The following is a 17,242-nucleotide window of genomic DNA, read 5'->3' as shown; positions in this document are numbered from 1 at the left end:
TTAAGGTTTTCTTTGTGTGCTGCTTTTTAAACTCCGTGTTCTCTGTGCCTACAGATCTTAGGTTTTTTAAGTGCCCGCATCCAGCTGCTGCAACAGATAAAGCCGCTGATAAATGCCGCGCTCGATTTGCATCAGCTCTTCGTGCTTGCCTTTTTCTGCGATGCGGCCGTGGTTGAGTACGATGATTTGATCGGCGTCGCGGATGGTGGAAAGGCGATGGGCGATCGAGATCATGGTGACCTTGCCGTGCAGGCGGGATAAAGCTTGCTGGACAATTTGCTCGGTTTCACTGTCGATATGCGAGGTGGCTTCGTCCAGCAGCAGGATGCGCGGTTTGCCAGCCAGTGCTCGGGCGATGGCGATTAGCTGTTTTTGGCCGGTAGAGAGCCGCGTGCCGCTTTCGCCCATATCGGTGTCATAGCCGTTTTCTAAGCTTAAAATCAGTTGGTGCACATTGGCTGCTTTAGCGGCGGTTTCGATTTCTTCCTGGCTAAGTTTGCGGCCCATATCAATATTGTCGCGCGCGCTGGACGCCAGCAAAAACGGGTCTTGCGGCACGAGGCCCACACCGCTTCTGAACGCGGCATCGCCAATTTCCAGTAGCGGATAACCATCAATTTCGATTTCCCCGGCTTGTGGTGTGTAAAAGCGCAGCAGTAAGGAGAGCAGCGTTGATTTACCGCTGCCGGTGTGCCCTACAATGCCGTAGAAAGAGCCGGCCGAAATAGCGAGCGATAGATCGTGCAGCACGGGGTGCCTGGCATCATAACCAAAGGCCACATCTTTAAAGTGCACTGCGCCCTGGCTGATCTGGCCCAGCCCATTACCATTGATGGCCTGTTTTTCACCCAGCAATACATTGACCCGCGCTGCGGACACCACTGCCTGCTGGATCTGGCTAAATTGCATGGTGATTTGAATCAGTGGCTCCACTACGCGGGCGATATAGCTGACAAAGGCGTACAGCACGCCAATCTCCAGGCCGCTAAAGCTTTGCTTACCAAATATCCAGATGACGGTGGCGAGCAGTGCCACATTTAAAAAATCCAGCGCAGGGCGCAGCAGCCAGGCATTGGCGCGCAGTTCGGCCATGCGCGCGGCGTAAAGGCTGTTGTTGGTATTTTGAAAACGGGCGGTAAAGCGTTGCTCGGAGTTCGTTGCCTGTAATACGCTCATCCCGGCAATGGATTCGGCCATCTGGGCATTGATATCGCTGCGCAACTGGCGCGCCTGGGTTACCGACGGCGCGCTCCAGCGCTGATACAGCCACACAATCAAAACCACCGCCGGAATCAGGATCAGCACAATCAGCATCAGGCGCCAGTTGAGCCAGGCCATGGCTGTTAGCGTACCGAGCACCACAATCAGGCTATCGAGCATCACAAATAGCACTTGCACATACAGTGCTTTGACCGATTCGGTATCGTTAGTAACGCGGCTGACCAGCTGGCCAGTGATGGCCTTATCAAAAAACGCCATCGGTAGTGCTAACACGTGGCTGTAAACCCGCTCGCGTAAGCGTTTGACCGAGCGCATCGCAACACCGGCAAGGCGCAGTAGCTGAAAATAGCGAATCAAAGACGCTGCCCAGCCACAAGCCAGCCCGCCACCTAGCAGCATAAAAATCTCGGGCCAGTTTAAAATGTGCGGCAAGAGATGCTGATCAATAAACATCTTGCCCAGCAGTGGCCCTGCGGCCTCCAGCAGCGCAGCGCAGATCAGCCAGAATAAACCCAGCCACAAATGACGGCGCTCTGGCAGCGCAGCATGATTAAGCAGCGAAATAGCTTGCTTACGTTCGCTCATAGATTAACCTTTTTGCTTACAAGCAACTTCAAATCTGCAGTTGAAAATTCAGTGTAAAGGCTTCAAAGCCCAAACCTTGAAACAAGGAGGGCACAGAGAACATGGAATTTCACGGATAAACCCTTTTAATAAAGTGTTTTTCTCCGTGGTTTAAGGTCTGGGTTTATTCAATCACTCTTCCAGGCTGGCTTCCAGCTGTTGGTAGCGCCATTGGCTGGCGTACCAGCCGTCTAGCTCAACTAACTCCTGGTGCTTGCCACTTTCTACTACCTTGCCGTTTTTCAGTACCGCAATATGGTTGGCGTCGACTACGGCAGAGAGGCGGTGGCTGACGATAATCATGCTGCGCCCCTGTTTGGTGTCTCTGAGGTGATCCAGAATCTGTGTTTCAGTTTGTGTGTCGACGGCCGATAGCGCGTCGTCGAGCAGCAAGAGCGGCGCGTCGGATAGCAGGGCGCGGGCGATGGCGACGCGCTGGCGTTGCCCGCCAGAAAGCGATACACCTTTCTCGCCCACCGGCGTTGCATAGCCCTGCGGCAGACGCAGAATATCGTCGTGCACCGCTGCCAGCTTGGCGACTCGCTCGATTTCGGTCTGCGTGGCGTCCGGCTTGATCAGGGCAATATTTTCTGCAAGCGACGCCGAGAATAAAAATGATTCCTGCGGCACCCAGCTCATGGCCGAGCGCAGCTGCTGCAATTTATAGTCTTCAACGTTGATGCCATTCCAGCGCACTGTGCCGCTTTGCGGATGGTATTGGCGCAGCAACATACGCAGCAGCGTCGATTTGCCTGCGCCCGTTGGCCCAACCAGCGCCAGTGTTTGCCCGGCAGCAAGGCTAAGCGAAATACCTGCCAGTGCGGCGTGGTTTTGTTCCGGGTAAGTAAACTCGATTGCATCAAAATTTAGCAAGCCATTAGGTGTGCTTTCGACAACACCGTAATCATCCACCGTCAGTGGCTGGCTTAATAAGGGATCAAGCCGCGCCCATGCCGCTTTGCCGCGCTCCAGCAAAGAAAGCACCCAACCCGCAGCAAACATCGGCCAGATCAGCTGGCCCAGATACATGCTAAAGCTGGTCAGCTCGCCAATGCTCAGCTGATTGTGCCAAACCAGATAGCCGCCTAAAGACAGCGTTAATATGCTGGCAGCAGTCAGTGTCATGCCGACTACCGGTTCAAATGCGGCCTCCCAGCGCTGCTCATTCAGGCTTGCTTTGGCGGCGTTTTCGGCCAGGCCGGAGAGCACCTTGCTGTTTCTGCCTTCTAAGCCCAAAGCCCGCAGCGTACGCACGCCAGCCAGGGTTTCCTGCACATGATCGTTAAGTGCCGAAAAGCGCTCCAGTGAATCGGTAGAGGCTTGATGCACCTGGCGCGACAGCCGCCAAAAGCCAAACGCCATCAAAGGGAAGGGCAGCAGAGCCACGGCGGCCAAGCGCCAGTCTATGCCCAGCGTCATCATGGCCAGCACCAGTATCAGTGTCATCGAGCCATCAAAACCGGCCAGCATGGCTTCGCCTGCGGCCATTTCTACGGCGTCGATATCATTCGTGCCACGCGCCATCAAATCGCCGGTGCGCTGGAGATGATAAAAGGCCGGGCCTTGCGCGGCCAGCTTTTGGTAAAGCTGTACTCTAAGCTCAATCCCCAGGCGATAAGCTGCTGTAAACAGCTGTAAACGCCAGCCAACACGCAAAAAATAAATAGTCAGGCCCATGGCCACCAGGCCGGCTAATTGCCAGAGCAGTAAATCAGTGCTTAGTGATTTATTGACTAAACCATCAATTAGCTGGCCTACCCTGCGAGGAATCCATACCGTCAGCAGGGCTACGGCAAAGAGCATCAGCGCAGCCAAAATATAGGCACGCCAATGGCGACGGACAAAGTCGCCCAATAATTTAAATAACGTCATAAGGGGAGATCTCGAAAGCTTCAGCTGGTGCAGGTAACAAGGCGATCAGGCCTAATTTAATGCTTAGATATTACGCAAGATTTTATCTAGGAATTGGTAAGCTGAATAGCAAGCATTACCTACTTCTTGTGTATTAAATGTACGGTGTTTTTTGCCGTATAAAAGTGCTTCGAAATAATATATTGATCATCTCCGAATTGGATGCGCAGGGGATTTTCGGTATCACAGAATTTCTTATAGAAACAGATCACGATTTTATTAAACCTGCTCGGGCTGTATTTAAAGTGATGTTGGGGCTTTGCCAGCGAATGCCAAGTTATAAATCGCAAGTAAGGAATGGGCTGGTAAGATTGGGCTATAGCTCATTAATTGTTTGAAAGAGAGAAATCATGTCTTCCCATTACGATGTTCTGATTCTTGGTGCAGGCATGGCAGGTTTAAGCTGTGCGCGGCGTTTGCAAGATGCCGGTAAGAAAGTTGTAGTATTAGAAAAAGCCCCGGGTTTAGGCGGGCGTATGGCTTGCCGCAGCACGGCAAAAGGCGGGTGGGATCATGGCGCGCAGTACTTTACCGTCAGCGACAGCGATTTTGTAGCGCAAGTTGCAAAGTGGCAGCAAGCGGGCTGTGTGGACGAATGGGCAGGCAAAGTTCAGGCCTGGGATGGTGAATATTTTAGCCAGCCGGGCGTGCAGCAACGCTGGGTTGGTGTGCCGGGCATGGATGCGCCCTTGCATCAGCTGGTTGAAGGAATCGAAGTTTTATTCGAGATTGATATTGATGGTATCCGCAATCTGGATGGCAGCTGGCAAGTACTGGCAGGAGAGGAAAGCTGGCGGGCAGATAAGCTGGTGCTGGCTATGCCTGCCGATCAGCTTGCACCGCTACTGCCAGCCGGTCATGCCTTGGCTGCGCTTGCCGCATCTTGCCCGATGGAGCCATGCTGGGCACTGCTGATTCATTCGGCAAGGCCGATTGATCTGCCTTTTGACGGCTTGTCTATTAATCAGGGCCCGTTTACCTGGCTGGCAAGAAACACCAGCAAACCAGGCCGTGGCAGTGAAGAAAACTGGGTGGCGCATGCCTCACCAGAATGGTCACGCGAGCATCTGGCTTTAACACCGGATAAAGCCTGTGCGCTGTTGACACGTGCTTTTGGTGATTTATTCCACGATATGCCAGTGGATAATTTACCGGTGTTCAAACTGCTGCAAATGAGTGCTTACCGCTGGCGCTACGCCAGCAGTGCCATGGTTGCTGCCGAAAAGCCCTATGTCTTAAGTGATGATGGTCTGGCTTTAGCCGGGGATTGGCTGGCAGGCGGCAAAGCAGAGGGCGCTTACCGCTCTGGCTTTGCATTGGCCGGGGCTTTGCTGGTGGCATAGACGTCAGCTACGTCGTACGAATGATGCAGGGTGGATACACCCTCATGAGCACTAAGCAAAGTCAAAAAGATCTTTTTAGTGCCTTCATGGGGTGCAACCTGCATACTTTTCAGCATTGCTCGCGGGTTTTACTCGCGCTACAGAACTAGATTTGGTGGGTTTTGCACCATAGTACTTAAAATGGCATATCACCCGTTCTGAATTCCACACCCAGTACTTCAGAAAGCCCCAGCATTTCTTCATCATCAGTGCTTTTCGTGATCCAGCCACCGTAGCAATCGCTGCCCGTTGCCCAGTTCCACAGTGTGTAGCCATGCTTGCGAAGTTGCTCGAAGGCGGCTTCCATAAGGTCTGGCACACTGGTATTGTCCAGAAATTCGTCATCCGGGTCATCCATACCCCAGTCGATGCTGACATCGACACGTTCAGCCAGTGTTTCTACGCTGGCGGTAAAGGATTCGGTATCTTTCCAATCAACAAAGAAGCCGGATTCCCAGTCGGTCACATCTTTGATGATCCAGATCAGCTCAGGTTCATCGTCAGATTCATCATCGTTTTGGGCATCCCGTTCCTCTTCAAATGCCGCCCATTGTGCTTCAACAGCGGCATGGTCATCCAGATTAATCAGTTCTAAAAGTCGCTTGATGGCTGCTTCGTTAGTAGTACTCACGATGGACTCCTTTTAAATACGATTAAAAGTATATTCAGTCACTTGCATGGCTAAAATCTACTCCTTATTTAGCAATTTGAAAGCTAAATAAGATGAGCGATTTGCATCATGTAACATACTAATTTTACTGATTACCAGCATAATAATTTGGCCATAATATGCCTGGATTGTATAGATACTTTCTTTGCCCTTGCTTTCTGTGGTTCATAGATAATGTATTGCATATGCTTTCAAAAGTCTTAAGCTACCGCCAGGCTGCACGTAGCAGGGCGAGAAACGAGGGGTAGAGCACCCGGTTGCCATGGGCGCTTAAATGATCACCATCAAAAAACAAAGGCAATTGCTGATCAAAAGCCGAACAGGTGTCTGATGGGCACAGAGCAGAGAAAGTTTCCCAGACAAGCAGCTTAGGATGGTGTTTTTGTAAAGCGGCGAGTGTTGTGGTGGCGGGCTTACTCATTTCTTGTAAGTAGCTGCGTTTTATACTGAGCCCGCTTTGGCAGATGGGATTGCTGGCATTAAACCAGTCCGAGCAGCGAAATGGGGGGGATTTAAAAACAGGCTTGGGCGCGTCCAGCATGACAATTAACGAGCGTTTTTCCAGACGGTTAATAATGTTTTCTGCTTCTGCCAGCACCTGATTACGATGCTCGTCCGCTTTGTGGTTGGAGTCAAAAACCTGTGCTTCGATAAAGGTAGTCCACTGATCGCTTAAGCGGGGCATTCTGAGTGAGGCTAAAAAAATCAGATCTCCTGCCTGGGCCGTTTGTTCGATTTGCCTGAGTGCTTGTTCAATAAATTCTGCACAGCGCGAATCTGCTGTCTGGCGTAAATTGGCAACAGGGCAGCCGGCTGCGGAGTAAGGTAAAACTTCAATGCCTTGCTCATCACTCAGTTTACGCAGCATGGTGCGATAAGCGGCAGCATGCGAATCGCCCAGAATAAAGATCCTTCGTTTGGTAAATGCAGGGGTTTTCAGATCACCGCCAGCCGATGGCCAGGGCTCGGGATACCAGTTTTGCACATCGCGGGTAACGCTTAGGCTAAGCCATGGCTGAGCTTTAAAAATATACTGGGTAGAAATAAAGCAGAGCAAAATAATTGAAACACCACCGCTTACAATTTTCCAGTTTTGCTTACTATGAATAAAGATATTTTTGCGTATTGGCCGCTCTAGAAAATGGTAGGAAAAAATACTGCATAAGCCCGTAGCTAATACTGCGGCCAGGATATTGCCAGGGTGATCCAGACCGCTTGTCCATCTGAAAAGCACCAGAACAGGCCAGTGCCATAAATAGAGCGAATAGGATATTTTACCGATATAAACCAGCCATGAAAATTGAAGGGTAATTCTTAAAAACCCTTTATCTGATTGGCCGGTTACGCCGGTAATTAGACATAAAGTGCCACTTGTTGCTAATAGCGCCCAGGGAAACGGAAAGGATTTAGGATCAGAATACATAAATGCAGCCACAATTAATATAATGCCAAGCGCAATGGCAAAATTTGAACTGTGTTTTGATCGGGCAATTAATTTATTTTGCTGGTGAAATATAAACAGCATTGCACCACTGGCTAGCTCCCAGAATCGGCTGGGCAGCAGATAATAAGCATGGTCTGGAGCCGATTGGGTTTCATAGGCACAATAAAGTAAAGAAATAAAAAATAGTAGTGGTAATAGGTATGCAGCAATTTTCCCCATCAAGTTTTTTTGTTCTTTGTATTTAATCCAGATAAAAAACACAAAGGGAAACAGCAGATAAAATTGCTCTTCAACTGCTAAAGACCAGGTATGGGTAAAAGCATTAAATTCTACGCGCGGTGAGAAATAGCCATCATTAAACCAGATCAGTGCAAAATTACTTAAGCCGGCAAAGGCGTACAGGGCGGTGTTGTTACTGCTTTGGCTTAGCCATGATGCGGGAACAAACAGTGTTTGTAGCAGGCCAATAACAATCAGGCAGGCCAGTAGTGCCGGGTAGATACGGATAATGCGCCGGGAGTAAAATTGCAGCACAAAGCTCACAAAATGAGCATGGCTGCTTTTTGCCAGGCTAGCGCTGACTACGTAGCCGGAAATCACAAAAAAGACATCTACCCCTGAAAAACCACCGGGCAAAATCAGCGGATTGAAATGAAATAAAATAACCGCTAAAACAGCGATGGCTCGCAGGCTATCTATTTCCGCAATATAGCCGGAAAGGGGTGCTTTATTAATTAGATTCATTAGCTGCCTTTATGATAAACGCATAAAAACACCTGCCGATTGTAAAGCATATCGGTGGTGTGATGCAAAGTAGCAAGGGTTGTATGCGGGATAGGCGTGATTGATATGCTCTTCCCGTTTTATGATTTATTCATAGCAGATAGCGATGTGTTTTATTGATCTTTAAAAGCAAAAATCCGCATTGAAGTGGATTTTTTTGCAGGTTTGGCTGGATATCTATTTAATTCACTACTGCGTTGGCTGCAATTGTGAATCAAATGCGAGCACGGCCTAATTTACCCAAAATGTACGAAATAGTGCTATAGGCCGCATAAATATTGGGTTTATATGTTTAATTATTGGTTTTGTTTGCCATAGGCCCATGCTGATTATGTGAGCGCTTAAGTTTTGGACATATTGTCATCAAATTGAAAATCTTGACGAGATGGGTGAGAGGTTGTTTATGGTGCATGCGACCAAGGTGTACACCTTACTAGTGCTTATTTTGGTTTATAATTACATAGCATAATCTTTGCATACGTAGAATAGAAATCATAAGTGTCGTGTAATATAAAGGCCTTCCTGCCAGCCTTTGGTTTCTCATGATCCTTGATTTGCCAGCCTCCTTCGCCGCTGCTTTTAATCAGGATCAACGCCTTATCTATTTAGTAAGATAGACAAAGCGAACAACCTATAGGGTCTTATATTTGACATGAAGCAATCAACTTAACCTTCTTTTTATTTACCTTAAAATGCTTGAAACTATCAGAGTGGGAAAACACGCCTAACATGGCATTCAAGCAGGCGGGCCGAAACGTGCGGCTTTTTATTCAATTGCAGCGTAGGCCAGCTGTTTAACTCTACGTTAGGTGCTTTATTCTCCTCACCTATTTACTTACGCAAAGGGCCTCCTATGAAATCCGAAATTGTCGCCGAAGCTGCGCGTACAACACTAGACGGAAGTATTCCGTTTCCTGAGGTTGTTCGTAAACTTATGGAAACGGGTGTCGAGTATTACCACGTTGACTATGTGGCACTACAAAAAACTTATTACAGTGCCTCTGGTGAAATTATCAAAACGCCTATCAATTACGAGGGGCTACCTTCGGTCTCCGCCGATTTCAATGCTGATGCGTTGCGAATGGCAATTCTCGATAGCCAACAAAATGGTCAGCACTACCGAGATTTCTCTAAGCGAGCCATGAGCGCGGGTGTGCAAGGTTATATTGCATTTTTGCGCGGACAGCGAGTTACTTATTGGGGGCGCAATGGAGATCAACATGTCGAGTGGTTCCCCGGTGCAAAGCCTGCAAACGCCTAGTCTGGTGTTCAAGCGGAGCTGCGCAAAAAGCTGCGCAGCCGTTTAACTTTACGTTAGGGTTCCTGTGCGAGTTCAATCAAAAATAATTGAAGATCGCCCCTCGGTTTTGGCTCGAATTGCCCGTTTCTTTTTAGGCATAGTAGAGTTTTGTACTGTCCTGGATGATGTTTACTTCGTTTTTTCTCTACTTGCTGGGCTTGGTTTTCTTGGCTATCTTGGGTTCGTCTGGCTATCGCGCTTTTTGCATAACGGCCAGTTCTTCGCTGCTGCCATAGTTGGTATGATTATTATCACTATCTCCCTAGCGACTATCTTAAGGCCATATTTGGCTATTACATTAGCTCTAGGTGTGGCGGCTGTTTGTGGTGTAGCGCTTTTTTCAGGGACGGGTTATGTATTTTTACCCTAGCCCATTATTTAAGCAGGACGTGCTAAAGCGCGCCTCTTAATTCAAACATTAGCGGTGAATATGAAATTTCAAGTTACTGACACGTACATAAAAAACCAAAACAAGAAGATTGTCTATTTGGCTATGCTTTTTGCTGCGCTTAGTTGCGCTGTTATTGTGGCAATAGCCCGGGCCGATAAAGTTTCTGACATGATCTTCCCAGTAATGGGACTATATTTTTTTATACAAGGGTTGTTTGACTTGTATAAGAAATTTAGAGAGGGGTGGGGCGCATATCCAACCTTTGAAATTAATAATGAATCTGCAATGGTTCATGTAAGTTACAACAATATGACGATCAGTTTCCCTCTGTCAGAGATAGACAAGTTGCGTCTTCAATATAAATCCGGACAGCTAGAATCAATTCTGCTTAATATGAAGTCAGAACAAAAATTAGTTATCAATGGCTATGAGAACCTTGAAGTGATGGCGGAGGCATTTCAGCGATTTATACCAACAGGCAACGTAAAAGTCGCAACTTGGTTTCACCATTAACCCACCATTCAAGCGGGGCGCCTATTGATGCCTCTTAATTTTACGTTAGGGAGCCTCTGCACGAATCGAAAACACTGGATTGCTATGTAATAAAATCAAGGAGTTATAGTATAAAATTGCGAAAAATGTATTTGTGCAGAGCTTCCCTAGGTCTGTTTGCCCATTGTTTTGCTTTTTAGTTGGTACACTGTAGTGGCAGTTTGTGCTGCGGTACGCGAATATTTTTATTCTTTTTTACAGCCTTTTGTTTTCGCAGTTTATTAATAAATACGCTTTTAATTCTTTTACTTTGTTTTCGTGGCTTTATTTTTTCGTATTGCTGTTTCATTATGAAAAACGGGGCTTTATTTTTTGTGCAGCGGCAATACACCTAACATGCGTATTCAAGCAAACTGACTTGAACGTGCGGTTTTTTTATTCAATCGCAGCGCGTTGTCTACCCTTTTACCAAACGTTGACGCTGTAGAAAAACCCTTTTCCAGCCCGATTCCCGGCAAAAAAATGGTGCAGGTTTGATCTGTGCTATTTTGCTTTTTCATGCATCCGAACTGGTCAACCGCTGCGTCCTGCTTGCTGGGATGGCAGTAACCGCCAGGCGAGAGATTTCCCCCTCTTTTTGCCTACTGCCCGAACCCGTGATGCGCCAGTTTCTCGATGTTGTGCACTAGGCAATATAGCTTCCACTGCGTGTCGACCTTCCTCCGGCCACGTAGCGTAAAGCGATCCAGCCGCTTGTTGTGCCGGATATTGCCAAATACCGGTTCGACCGTGGCAAACCTTCTGCCGTAACGGGCTTTGCCTTCTTCGCTGTCGATGGCCCGCTTCATCCGGTCCGTATGGCTTTCTTCGGTTGTATCGGCCTTGCCGCGAAAGAAGGCGACTTGCCGGACTTGGGTCATCTCTGGCGTACGCAGGCATTTAGCGTGTTGTTCGCAGGCCAAGCAATCGCGCAGGGTGCCGCTGTATTTCGTGGCGAGGCGCCCGTTGTGGATGCAGTTCGTGCCATTGCGGTAGAGCTGCTTGCCGGCCGGGCAGGTGCAGATGCCGGTTTCCGGATCGAGCGTAAAGTCCTGCGGCTGGTATCGCTTGGCGGCTTTCTTCGGATGCGCCTTGTCATAGAGCGGATCGGGTTTGCCTTTGTGTTTGCCCTGGTCCTTGAAGCGTTCGTCGCGTTGGCGCATGCCGTTGTCCGCAATCAGTGCCGCGATGCCTTCTTCGGCCAGCGTCTTGAGATTGGCTTCGGAGTGGTAGCCGGCATCGGCCGTGTAGAGCGTATCCGGGGTGGCCTGGGCTTGCGTGGCACGCACGACCGGCAGCAGCAGTTCCTGTTCCGAGCCGGTGCCATGGGCCTGCGCTTCGATGATGACCTGATTCTTGGCGTCGACCGCTGCCACGCCAGTAAAACCTTGAATGACGCCTTTGCTGGTGGCCATCTTGGCGCTGTCCAGATCGGTACGGTTGCTCTTCCTGATGGCGCCCTTGCTGCCTTTGCGATCCTTGGGGTGATCGGCCAGCCATTGACGCAGTTCGGCGGCTTCACGGCCCAGGCTTTCGGCCTTTTGCCGGGATTTCTCGGCAAGGTCGGGTTCGACAGGCAGGCTGTCGTTCGCGTGGTGGCGCTCGAGCATCTTCTTCGCGGCCATTTCGAGTTTGTCGGCCTGGTGGGCAAAGTCGGCCCGCGTGCCGCTCCTGGCTTTGGAGGCGTTGCTCGGCAACTTGACGCCGTCAATGGCGAACATTTCCCGCCCGATCAGGCCTTGCCGGTCACAGAGGTAAAGCACTTGGGCGAAGAGTTGGGCGACCTCCTCGTCAAGGCTGGAAACGAAGGCGGCCAGTGTCGTGAAGTACGGCGCGGTATCACCGCTAAGCGCAATGAAGGTGACGTGTTCGCGGCACAGCCGCTCGATGCCCCGGCTGCTCACCACGCCTTGGGCGTAGGCGCAAAGAATGACCTTGAGCAGCATCCCCGGCGGATAGGCGCTGGCGCCGCTCTCATCGTTGCGGTAACGACTATCGAAGAGGGAAAGGTCGAATTCGTGGTCAAGCAGGTGATGTACGGCATGTTCGAAACTACCTGGCAGGAGTTGCTTCTCCAGATCCACCGCCAGAAACCTCGGGCTGGTGTCGATTGGTTTGTAGCGGGCCATTGCCGTCTCCTGAACTCGTCTTCAGGTTCGAACCTTGTTATTCCATATGGTTCACGGCACGATGGCGGGATGAATACCATTTTTCTACAGCGTCGTTAGAGAAAAAACAATGAACGTGTTCGTGTATGTGGCAACAATTACCTTTGCAGGGACAATCGTCGCTTACCTTTTTGGTCGTGTCGTATACAACATCAATGGGTTTTTATCGTTTTTTTTATATATTTTCGTGTCACTTGGCTTAGGTTTCTTCCTAAGTTTTCCCATATTGTCCATTGCTGGGACCGTCTGTTTTGCTCTGGATTTAAAAGAAACACAATGTATCAATACAGACGATCAGACTGTTTGGTTTCTAGCTACTCCGTTAGTTCTTTTTCCTGTCTACATAACCTGCATGTTTATTGGCCGCGCGCTCGGGAAACAGAAAAACCCATAATCAACGGGGTCAAATTCCATTGAATGCGCTCAAACCAAGGTCTAGCTGGACTGGTCTATATAGGGCAGTTTCGTTTGAATTACATCAGGGGCCGCCCCTTATTTTTATGTTAAGGGGCAATTTGCAGATGGCTGTAGATGAGCTACTGATGCAATTCTTTGAAAAAAACCTTTAGGGTGAGGTTTTACATTTGACATTAAGCAATATAACCAGCCTTGCAAAAGCAAGTCGGGTTTTATCTTGGCTGCGCCTGGTGTGCACCTAAAACTCTCGGCTGTATACGGAAGAGGGCGAACTAGGCGGAATGATAAAGCGGCGTAAATGCTGGGTTTTGCTGGGGGGTGCGAGCTGTGGCGCCCCCTCGGAAACTACTTTCCAATACAAAAGCGGCTAAAAATCACGCCAAGTAGATCATCGGAAGTAAACTGTCCGGTGATTTCGCTGAGGGCGTTTTGTGCCAGGCGCAATTCTTCTGCAAAAATTTCGATTTGCAGATAGGCATTTTCCGCTGTTATCAGATGGCTTTGGGCGCGGCGGATGGCGTTCAGATGGCGCTCTCTTGCGATAAATACGCTGTCGTCGTGGCCGTGCCAGCCCACCAGTGTAAGCAGTTTGTTGCGCAGCTCGTTAAGTCCTATGCCCGCTTTGGCAGACACGTGGATTTCATTATCAGCCACAATGCCGGGTACATCACCAGTCAGGTCAATCTTATTAAATACACGCAGTACGGGCAGCCCGGGTGGTAGTTTATCCAGGATGGCCTGATCATTGCTGCTAATGCCGATGCGGCTGTCGATCAGCAGCAGGGCGAGCTCGGCCTTGGCAATGGCGGCCCAGGTGCGCTCGATCCCTATTTTTTCTACGGCATCAGTGGTATCACGCAAGCCGGCGGTGTCGATAATATGGGCGGGCACGCCGTCGAGCTGGATTAGCTCGCGCACGGTATCGCGGGTGGTGCCGGCAATGTCAGTGACGATGGCGATTTCTTCGCCTGCCAGCGCATTCATCAGGCTGCTTTTGCCTACATTAGGCTGGCCGATAAGCACCACATGCATGCCTTCCCGCAGTAACTTGCCCTGTGTGGCCGTGCCAAGCACGCGTTGCAGCTGGTTTTGCAGCTCTAGCAATTTGCCGTGGGCATTGGCGGCCTCCAGAAAATCGATGTCTTCTTCGGGAAAATCCAGTGTGGCTTCTACCAGCATACGCAGGGTGATCAGCTCGTCGACCAGCACATGAATTTCGCGCGAAAACGCGCCGTCCAGTGATTTGAGCGCTGATTTAGCGGCTGCAGCCGATTGGGCATCGATCAGATCGGCCACGGCTTCGGCCTGCGCCAAATCCATTTTGCCATTAAAAAACGCACGTTTGCTGAACTCGCCCGCTTCGGCAAAACGCGCGCCCAGCTCCAGGCAGCGGGACAGCAGCATTTGCATCACCACTGGTCCGCCGTGGCCTTGCAGCTCCAGCACTTCTTCGCCGGTAAAGGAGTTGGGGGCGGGAAAATACAGCGCAATGCCTTCGTCCAGCACGCTTCCATCCGCAGCTTTAAAGCGGGCAAAGTGGGCGTAGCGCGGCGTTAAGGGTTTGCCGATCAGCTTGGCTACGATCTCGCCCAACTGACGGCCAGAAATACGAATAACGCCCACGCCTCCCCGGCCGGGGGCAGTGGCAATGGCAGCGATGATGTCGGGGGTGTAAAGCATGGCGTACTCGGTATGGGATTGAAGTAAAACTTTTCTGGTAAGGGGGCAAAGCAGGGGGCATCAGCCTTGCGGTGTTTGCCACAGATTATACGTGGTATGACTGCTCTGGTGGCGGCGCAGCAGTGCTCTTTGCGTCCGTTAGACAAGAAAACTCCGGGGGGAAGTTTGATTTCTTGCAATAAAAACGCCGCCCGAAGGCGGCGTTTGCTGGCAGTGGCTGATCAGGCTTTGGTGAGCTTCACCGTCTTATCGTCATCTGCATTTTCAATCTGGCGCGTGATATACCATTGCTGGGCAATAGAAATCACGTTGTTCACTACCCAGTACAAAACGAGGCCTGCCGGGAAGAAGAAGAAGAACACACTGAACATCAGCGGCATAATCTTCATCATCTTGGCTTGCATCGGATCCGGTGGTGGAGGAGATAGCGATGTCTGGATATACATCGAGATCGTCATCAGCACAGGCAGTACGTAGTAAGGATCTTTCACCGATAGGTCGGTAATCCAGAAAATCCACGGGGCCTGGCGTAATTCAACCGATGCCAGCAGTGCCCAGTAAAGTGCAATAAAGACCGGAATCTGTACCAGCATAGGCAGACAACCACCCAGCGGATTCACTTTTTCGGTTTTATACATTTCCATTACGGCTTGCTGGAACTTCATCTTGTCATCGCCATGCTTCGCTTTTAGCTGTTCCATGCGCGGTGCAAGCTTGCGCATTTTTGCCATTGAGCGGTAGCTCGCGGCGGCCAGAGGGAAGAACATCGCTTTGATCAGCATGGTCAGCAGAATAATCGACCATCCCCAGTTTCCAACCATCTTGTGGATAAAATCCAGTACTGCAAAGATGGGTTTAGAGAAAATGGTGAAAATGCCATAGTCTTTAATCAGATCAAAGCCCGTGGATACGGTGTTCAGTACGCGGGTTTCTTCCGGACCAACAAACAGTGGCATGCTGGATTCATACTTTGCGTTGGCAGCAATTGTTGGTAAATCAACAATAACACCGGCTGAATACAGGCCATCTGGCAGTTTTTTCAGCTCGTAGCGAACACCGTTTGTGCCGCTTACCGCAGGCAAGCCAGTAGGGGAAACGATCCAGGCGCTGGCAAAGTAGTGCTGCAGCATGGCAACCCAGCCGTCTTTGGCTGCTTGTTCATAATCAGCTTCGCCTTTATCTAGCTTGCTGAACTCTACCTTCTGGAATTTCTTCTTATCGGTATAAACAGCAGGACCAGTAAAGGTGGTGGCACCCATGTAGCCACCGCCACCTTCAGGTGTTTTGCCATCACGCAGCAGACGGTAGTAAGCCGAAGTGTTCAATGGTTTAGCCGAGCCGTTAACCAGCTCGTACTTCACATCGATCAGATAGCTATCACGCTTAAAGGTATAAACCTTGGCGATTTTTACACCATCAGGGCCGGCGGCCTCCAGGCGAACAGAGACTTCCTTCTGGCCATCAGCCAGCTGATAAGCCGTTTGTGCACTGGTAAAAATACTTTTATGCGTTGGCAGACCTTCACCGATTAAGCCGGTTTGCGCGACATAGATATGCTCGCCTTCATCCTGTAGCAGGGTAAATGGTTTTTTTGCATCATCAAGTTTGCCGTGCTTAAGCAGCTCTACGCGGCGTAAATCAGCACCGTTGGTATCGATTTCAGCATTAAAGAGGTCTGTTTTTACGGTGATGCGCTGGCCGCGTTGCAGTCTGCCTGCATCTTGTGGTGCTTGGCCGGGCGCAGCTTTTGGTGTTGTGGTGGTGCCACTCGTTGCACTTGCTGTTGCTGCAGGCGCTTTTATTTGAGGGTAACGCTCTTCCATCCACTTCTGCCAGAAGAACAGAATGCCGAATGACAACGCGATAAAGAGGATGAGTCTTTTGGTATCCATCTTGGCTCGAAAGGGTATGCAGATTTATGGTACCGGATCATAGCCACAGCCACCCCGGGGGTGACAACGGCATAGCCGGCGAGTAGTCAGCCAGCCCCCTTTCACCACGCCGTAGCGTGTGACGGCTTCAATACCGTATTGGGAGCAGCTTGGCGTAAAACGACAGCGCGCTCCAAGGAGCGGGCTAATAGTAAACCGATAAAGTTGCAGTAGCGCGACGATTATTTTCGACATTTATGAATCTTGCCGAGCAGTGAAATAAGTGCTTCACGTGCTGCAGCGCCTTCTTTTCGTCCAAATGGCCGACGTGCGCGTACTACCAGATCAATGCCGGATACTTTGTTTGCGTTCAGGCGAAATGTTTCCCGCACTGTGCGTTTGATGTAGTTGCGGCCTACGGCCCGTTTGTCTGTTTTTTTTCCGACAACTAAGCCAAGTCTGGCGTGATCAAGCCCGTTGGGCCTGCCAAGTACTTGAAAAAAATCGTTGGAAGAAGAACAGCGCAAACTAAAAACGGATGAAAATTCATCCGCTTTTAGCAGGCGCATATTGCGCGCAAAACCAGCTTGGGAGTGTCCCAACAAAGCTTAGCTTCAAGGTTTTTGCCCGCAATTAAGCGGTCAAAACCTTGCGGCCCTTTGCGCGGCGAGCATTAACAACCGCTACACCACCACGGGTTTTCATACGTGCACGAAAGCCGTGAGTGCGTTTGCGCTTGATAACTGAAGGTTGGAATGTACGTTTCATAATATTGGATCCCTGCCAAACAAAACCGAAGTAAACCGTTGATTACATAGCTACTCAGCCATCTTGTCAATACCTTTTATT

At 49.9% G+C, this 17,242-nt stretch carries 14 protein-coding genes; 4 read left to right on the top strand and 10 right to left on the bottom strand.

Annotated features, from left to right (window positions below):
• Positions 1–66 precede the first annotated feature (66 nt).
• Together EJO50_RS12185 and EJO50_RS12180 are read right to left on the bottom strand one after the other, a co-directional pair.
• Entirely contained in the window at positions 67–1,806 is a 1,740-nt protein-coding gene (locus tag EJO50_RS12185; protein ID WP_125974528.1) for an ABC transporter ATP-binding protein, read from the bottom strand.
• Positions 1,807–1,977: 171 nt separating this feature from the next.
• On the bottom strand, positions 1,978–3,717 hold the full coding sequence (locus tag EJO50_RS12180) for an ABC transporter ATP-binding protein (protein WP_125974525.1): 1,740 nt from the start codon (positions 3,715–3,717) through the stop codon (positions 1,978–1,980).
• A gap of 389 nt (positions 3,718–4,106) precedes the next feature.
• Between EJO50_RS12180 and EJO50_RS12175 the strand changes: the two genes are divergently transcribed.
• Positions 4,107–5,099 (top strand): NAD(P)/FAD-dependent oxidoreductase, encoded by a 993-nt coding sequence (locus EJO50_RS12175; RefSeq protein WP_125974524.1) that lies wholly within the window; start codon positions 4,107–4,109, stop codon positions 5,097–5,099.
• Between the two features lie 175 nt (positions 5,100–5,274).
• Here EJO50_RS12175 and EJO50_RS12170 read toward each other — a convergent pair whose 3' ends face one another.
• Positions 5,275–5,769, bottom strand: coding sequence for a DUF6630 family protein (locus EJO50_RS12170; protein ID WP_206434382.1), 495 nt, complete (start codon positions 5,767–5,769; stop codon positions 5,275–5,277).
• A gap of 244 nt (positions 5,770–6,013) precedes the next feature.
• Complete coding sequence (locus EJO50_RS12165) at positions 6,014–7,996, bottom strand: acyltransferase family protein (protein ID WP_125974520.1); 1,983 nt, start codon at positions 7,994–7,996, stop codon at positions 6,014–6,016.
• An 892-nt stretch (positions 7,997–8,888) separates the two neighbouring features.
• Between EJO50_RS12165 and EJO50_RS12160 the strand changes: the two genes are divergently transcribed.
• From EJO50_RS12160 to EJO50_RS12150, 3 genes are all read left to right on the top strand, one after another.
• Positions 8,889–9,296: a DUF1398 domain-containing protein gene (locus tag EJO50_RS12160; protein WP_125974518.1), complete on the top strand. Its 408-nt coding sequence runs from the start codon at positions 8,889–8,891 to the stop codon at positions 9,294–9,296.
• 64 nt (positions 9,297–9,360) lie between these two features.
• Positions 9,361–9,705, top strand: a complete 345-nt coding sequence (locus tag EJO50_RS12155; protein ID WP_125974516.1) for a hypothetical protein — start codon at positions 9,361–9,363, stop codon at positions 9,703–9,705.
• Positions 9,706–9,765: 60 nt separating this feature from the next.
• Positions 9,766–10,239: a hypothetical protein gene (locus EJO50_RS12150; protein ID WP_125974514.1), complete on the top strand. Its 474-nt coding sequence runs from the start codon at positions 9,766–9,768 to the stop codon at positions 10,237–10,239.
• Positions 10,240–10,859: 620 nt separating this feature from the next.
• On the opposite strand, the gene EJO50_RS12145 is transcribed toward EJO50_RS12150, so the two are convergent.
• The 6 genes from EJO50_RS12145 to rpmH form a co-directional block, all read right to left on the bottom strand.
• Complete coding sequence (locus tag EJO50_RS12145) at positions 10,860–12,386, bottom strand: transposase (RefSeq protein WP_125974512.1); 1,527 nt, start codon at positions 12,384–12,386, stop codon at positions 10,860–10,862.
• 801 nt (positions 12,387–13,187) lie between these two features.
• The gene (gene mnmE, locus EJO50_RS12140; RefSeq protein WP_125974510.1) at positions 13,188–14,522 is read right to left on the bottom strand and encodes a tRNA uridine-5-carboxymethylaminomethyl(34) synthesis GTPase MnmE; all 1,335 of its coding nucleotides are present in this window, start codon (positions 14,520–14,522) and stop codon (positions 13,188–13,190) included.
• 221 nt (positions 14,523–14,743) lie between these two features.
• Complete coding sequence (gene yidC, locus EJO50_RS12135; RefSeq protein WP_125974508.1) at positions 14,744–16,414, bottom strand: membrane protein insertase YidC; 1,671 nt, start codon at positions 16,412–16,414, stop codon at positions 14,744–14,746.
• A 24-nt stretch (positions 16,415–16,438) separates the two neighbouring features.
• Positions 16,439–16,648, bottom strand: coding sequence for a membrane protein insertion efficiency factor YidD (gene yidD / locus EJO50_RS12130; protein ID WP_125974506.1), 210 nt, complete (start codon positions 16,646–16,648; stop codon positions 16,439–16,441).
• Positions 16,636–16,995 (bottom strand): ribonuclease P protein component, encoded by a 360-nt coding sequence (gene rnpA / locus EJO50_RS12125; RefSeq protein ID WP_373280515.1) that lies wholly within the window; start codon positions 16,993–16,995, stop codon positions 16,636–16,638. Before rnpA ends, yidD begins: the two co-directional genes overlap by 13 nt.
• Positions 16,996–17,026: 31 nt before the next feature.
• A complete protein-coding gene (gene rpmH, locus EJO50_RS12120; RefSeq protein WP_099399737.1) occupies positions 17,027–17,161 on the bottom strand; it encodes a 50S ribosomal protein L34 in 135 nt (44 codons plus the stop codon).
• Positions 17,162–17,242 lie beyond the last annotated feature (81 nt).

Source organism: Iodobacter ciconiae (genome assembly GCF_003952345.1).
In the GTDB taxonomy this organism is placed as follows: Bacteria; Pseudomonadota; Gammaproteobacteria; order Burkholderiales; family Chitinibacteraceae; genus Iodobacter; species Iodobacter ciconiae.
Note: the sequence above shows the minus strand (reverse complement) of the source record. Positions and strands in the feature narration are given on the sequence as shown.

Coding starts and splice junctions, on each gene's coding strand:
- yidC (WP_125974508.1), bottom strand. CDS start 16,414: ATGGATACCAAAAGACTCATCCTCTTTATCGCGTTGTCATTCGGCATT.
- EJO50_RS12145 (WP_125974512.1), bottom strand. CDS start 12,386: ATGGCCCGCTACAAACCAATCGACACCAGCCCGAGGTTTCTGGCGGTG.
- EJO50_RS12150 (WP_125974514.1), top strand. CDS start 9,766: ATGAAATTTCAAGTTACTGACACGTACATAAAAAACCAAAACAAGAAG.
- EJO50_RS12175 (WP_125974524.1), top strand. CDS start 4,107: ATGTCTTCCCATTACGATGTTCTGATTCTTGGTGCAGGCATGGCAGGT.
- EJO50_RS12160 (WP_125974518.1), top strand. CDS start 8,889: ATGAAATCCGAAATTGTCGCCGAAGCTGCGCGTACAACACTAGACGGA.
- yidD (WP_125974506.1), bottom strand. CDS start 16,648: ATGTCGAAAATAATCGTCGCGCTACTGCAACTTTATCGGTTTACTATT.
- mnmE (WP_125974510.1), bottom strand. CDS start 14,522: ATGCTTTACACCCCCGACATCATCGCTGCCATTGCCACTGCCCCCGGC.
- EJO50_RS12180 (WP_125974525.1), bottom strand. CDS start 3,717: ATGACGTTATTTAAATTATTGGGCGACTTTGTCCGTCGCCATTGGCGT.
- EJO50_RS12185 (WP_125974528.1), bottom strand. CDS start 1,806: ATGAGCGAACGTAAGCAAGCTATTTCGCTGCTTAATCATGCTGCGCTG.
- rpmH (WP_099399737.1), bottom strand. CDS start 17,161: ATGAAACGTACATTCCAACCTTCAGTTATCAAGCGCAAACGCACTCAC.
- EJO50_RS12165 (WP_125974520.1), bottom strand. CDS start 7,996: ATGAATCTAATTAATAAAGCACCCCTTTCCGGCTATATTGCGGAAATA.